A 3,530-nucleotide genomic window follows, 5' to 3' on the forward strand; every position below is an offset into this window, starting at 1 on the left:
ACGAGATCAACAACGCCCGCCAGCCGGTCAAAACCGCGGCCTGATCCTGTCCAGCCATAAGGGCGCACTCCAATCTGCTGAAGAAACTACCGATTACACGGCCCAACCAGGTCTGGGCCATGGACATCACCTAATCCCGATGGCGCAGCTTTATCTATTTGGCCGCCGTGCTGGACTGGTTCACGCGCCGGATGCTGTCCTGGGGGGTGTCGACCACGCTCGAGGCAGATTTCTGTATCGAAGTCGTCGAGGAGGCGCTGACATGACACGGCACGCCCGTGATCTTCAACAGCGATCAAGGCAGCCAGTTCACTTCGACCGACCTCATCGCCGTGCTGGCGGCACGGAGAATCGAAATCAGCATGCCTCTCGGTGATTGCTTGCCATCACCTGCCGGTAACAGACGGTAAAGGCGCATGGCGCGACAAAGTCTTCCCCCTTCCCGGGACATCGCGGAGCGATGCCCTGCGGAGTAGTGGTCGAGCGCCTCTGGCGGACTATCAAATACGAAGAGGTATATCTGCACGCCTACGTCGGCGTCTCGGAGGCCCGCGCCCCGATCGGACGCTACCTGCGCTTTTACAACAGCCGCCGCCCGAATTCATCGCTTGACGGGAAAACGCCCAATCAGGCTTACTTCAAACCTCTGATGCCCGAGGCAGCCCCAGCGTAATCAAGGCGAAAATCCACTTAGGAAGCACCCAGAACTTGTTCAGATAATCCAAGCCGCCTCTGAAAAGCAACTTTAAAGCCCCCCCGGTCAGGCCGTCGCCATCTCTCCGCCGTTGATTCACCACTTCGGATCCACGCTGATTGTCAGGAGTTGGCAACGACCTGTCGACGGGTCCCGACAAGCCGATTGGACGGTTGTCCGCGGCTGGCGCTACGATTAAAGACGGGCAACATCGGCGTTCCAAGACCCGTAACTACTTTTCGTAACGTCCGCAGGAAGGTTCCGCTCGCGTGCAACGACAAGACGTCCGAACCAACGCCGCGGCAAGCCCCGCCTCCATCAAGCCGTTCCAGATCCGTGGCCGATTCTTCACAGCCGTTGCGCTGCGACTCGACACGGGCGTGGACGACGCTTTCCTCGCCGCGCTCGACGCGCATATCAACCAGGCCCCCGCCTTCTTCGACGACGCCCCCATGGTGCTCGACCTCGAGAAGGTGGCCGGGACCCTGCCGAAGGCCGAGCTCGTACGCCTTATCGACGGGCTGAAGAATCGTGGCCTGTCGGTGTTCGGCGTTCAGAACGGGACCCAGGAGCAGGTCGCAGTGGCGCGCGCGGCCGGGCTGGTCGCGATGCCGGGCGGCCGCGAGGTCCCACTCGAGCGCAACGCCCGCAAGCACGACCAGAGCCCGAAACCCACGCCGGTCCAAACCGAACCGGAGATCGCCCCAGCGTCGCGCCTGATTACGGAGCCGGTGCGGTCGGGCCAGCGCATCTTCAACGATCGCGGCGATCTGGTCGTGGTCGCCGCGGTCAGCGCGGGGGCCGAACTGATTGCCGAGGGAAGCATACATGTCTACGGCCGATTACGCGGCCGTGCCTTGGCCGGCGTCAACGGCGACACCAATGCACGCATCTTCTGCCAGAGCCTCGACGCTGAACTCCTCGCCATCTCGGGCCTGTACAAGACCAGCGAAAGCATGAGCCCGGAAATCCGAAATGAGCGTGTGCAGGTCTTCCTGCGCGACGAGATGCTCTGTATCGAGAAACTCGCATAGCCCTTCCCAGAACAGGAGGACATCCCTTGGCCAAGACTATTGTCGTCACATCCGGAAAGGGTGGCGTCGGCAAGACCACGTCCACCGCCGCCATCGGGGCGGGTCTCGCCAAGCGCGGCCATAAGACCGTCGTGATCGATTTCGACGTGGGGCTCCGCAACCTCGACCTGATCATGGGATGCGAGCGCCGCGTGGTGTTCGACCTCATCAACGTCATTCAAGGCGACGCCAAATTGAAGCAGGCGCTGGTCAAGGACCGCCGTCTCGATACGCTGTCGGTGCTGCCCACCTCGCAGACTCGCGACAAGGACGCGTTGACGCTAGAAGGCGTCGAGAAGGTACTGGGCGAACTCAAGGAGGAGTTCGACTACATCATCTGCGACAGTCCTGCCGGCATCGAGCGCGGTGCGCATCTCGCCATGTATTTCGCCGACGAGGCCGTCGTCGTGACCAATCCCGAGGTCTCCTCGGTGCGTGACAGCGACCGGGTCCTCGGGCTTCTGAATTCCAAGACCCGGCGCGCCGAAAAGGGCGACGGCGAGGGGGTCAAGGCTCATCTTCTGCTGACCCGCTACGACACCGACCGTGTTACGAGGGGCGAGATGATGCCCATCGAGGACGTGCTGGAAATCCTCGCCATTCCGCTTCTGGGCATCATCCCCGAGAGCCCAACGGTGCTGCGCGCTTCCAATGTCGGGATGCCGGTTACGATGGACGAAGCGTCCAATGCCGGAAAGGCCTACGAGGACGCGGTCTCACGGCTGATCGGCGAGCAACTCGAGATGCGCATCCAGCCCGAGGAGCGTCCCGGCTTCCTGCGGCGCTTCCTGGGTCGGAGGGCTTAAGCGATGTTCGGTTTCTTTCGCCAACAGCCACGCCGGACCAACAGCGCCCAGGCCGCCAAGGAGCGCCTGCAGATCCTGCTTGCCCACGATCGCAGCGATCGCGCCCGTTCGGACCTGCTGCCGCTTCTCCAGCGCGACATCCTCGAGGTCGTCCGGCGGCACATGCAGGTCGACAGCAACGCGGTGGAGATAAAGCTCGAGCGCGGCGACGACATGTCGAGCCTCGAGATCAATATAGAAGTTCCCGATGCTCAGCCCCGCCAAGCGGGCTGAGGATGACTGGAACGGCGCCGACGCGGTTTAATGGTTCCAAGAGTGTCGAAAGCAGATTTTCTACTTATTCAGGCTAGGTAATCAGCCGGTTCAATTCTCGACGGTTACATCTAAGGGTTTTGGCAGATGATACGACCAATGCCGGGTTACAGATAGGTAACCAACTGGCTGGGCGCCCCCACGGCGGCATCGGATGCGCCAAGGTAGTGAGTGTTGAAGCACCGCTACGAGGAGTGCGTCCATCAACTAGGGCTTGGTACAGCTTCCGAAGCTGGAGCAGGCTCTGATGGACGGAGACCCTTCATGGTTGGAAGCCGTTTTGGCAAGCTGCTTATCTCAATTTCCTGCTCTCTTTAGCCACGCGCCCTGTGATCCTGCGGGAGTGCTTTGCCGCCGCACTCGGAGAAGCCCCGGACGAAATGGTCGCTGTAGATCCAAACTCGGATGTCCGAGATATGCGCGGAAGTTGGTGACGCGTGATCGGGCGGCAGTTTGAAGCTGACGGACGCCGTCGCGGAACTCAACCCTGCTGATGATCTCTGGCAGGCGGTTCTGACCGTCGAGTTTGCGCCACTTCTTCTGCGCCGACATCATAGCTTGAACGCCCTGGCCAAGCCGGTCTTGCGGCTGAGGCAGCCCTTGGTGCGTTTCGTTCGGTGGCGGACGGTGGCGAATGTGCTCTCG

At 61.5% G+C, this 3,530-nt stretch carries 3 protein-coding genes and 2 pseudogenes; 4 read left to right on the forward strand and 1 reads right to left on the reverse strand.

All coding sequences use genetic code 11. The annotated features are described in order from the left end of the window. Positions 1 to 74 precede the first annotated feature (74 nt). The 4 genes and pseudogenes from Q1A87_RS23025 to minE all read left to right on the forward strand — a co-directional run. Positions 75 to 673, forward strand: a pseudogene (locus Q1A87_RS23025) (DDE-type integrase/transposase/recombinase); the annotation flags it as partial. A 290-nt stretch (positions 674 to 963) separates the two neighbouring features. After that, entirely contained in the window at positions 964 to 1,728 is a 765-nt protein-coding gene (minC, locus tag Q1A87_RS23030; RefSeq protein ID WP_299657066.1) for a septum site-determining protein MinC, read from the forward strand. 26 nt (positions 1,729 to 1,754) lie between these two features. After that, the gene (gene minD / locus Q1A87_RS23035) at positions 1,755 to 2,573 is read left to right on the forward strand and encodes a septum site-determining protein MinD (protein WP_299657069.1); all 819 of its coding nucleotides are present in this window, start codon (positions 1,755 to 1,757) and stop codon (positions 2,571 to 2,573) included. A 3-nt stretch (positions 2,574 to 2,576) separates the two neighbouring features. Beyond that, complete coding sequence (gene minE, locus Q1A87_RS23040) at positions 2,577 to 2,846, forward strand: cell division topological specificity factor MinE (protein WP_299657072.1); 270 nt, start codon at positions 2,577 to 2,579, stop codon at positions 2,844 to 2,846. Positions 2,847 to 3,329: 483 nt separating this feature from the next. Here the strand turns inward: minE and Q1A87_RS23045 are convergent. Beyond that, positions 3,330 to 3,530 (reverse strand): annotated as a pseudogene (locus Q1A87_RS23045) (IS256 family transposase); the annotation flags it as partial.

The organism is uncultured Jannaschia sp. (genome assembly GCF_947494055.1).
Classification (GTDB): domain Bacteria; phylum Pseudomonadota; class Alphaproteobacteria; order Rhodobacterales; family Rhodobacteraceae; genus Jannaschia.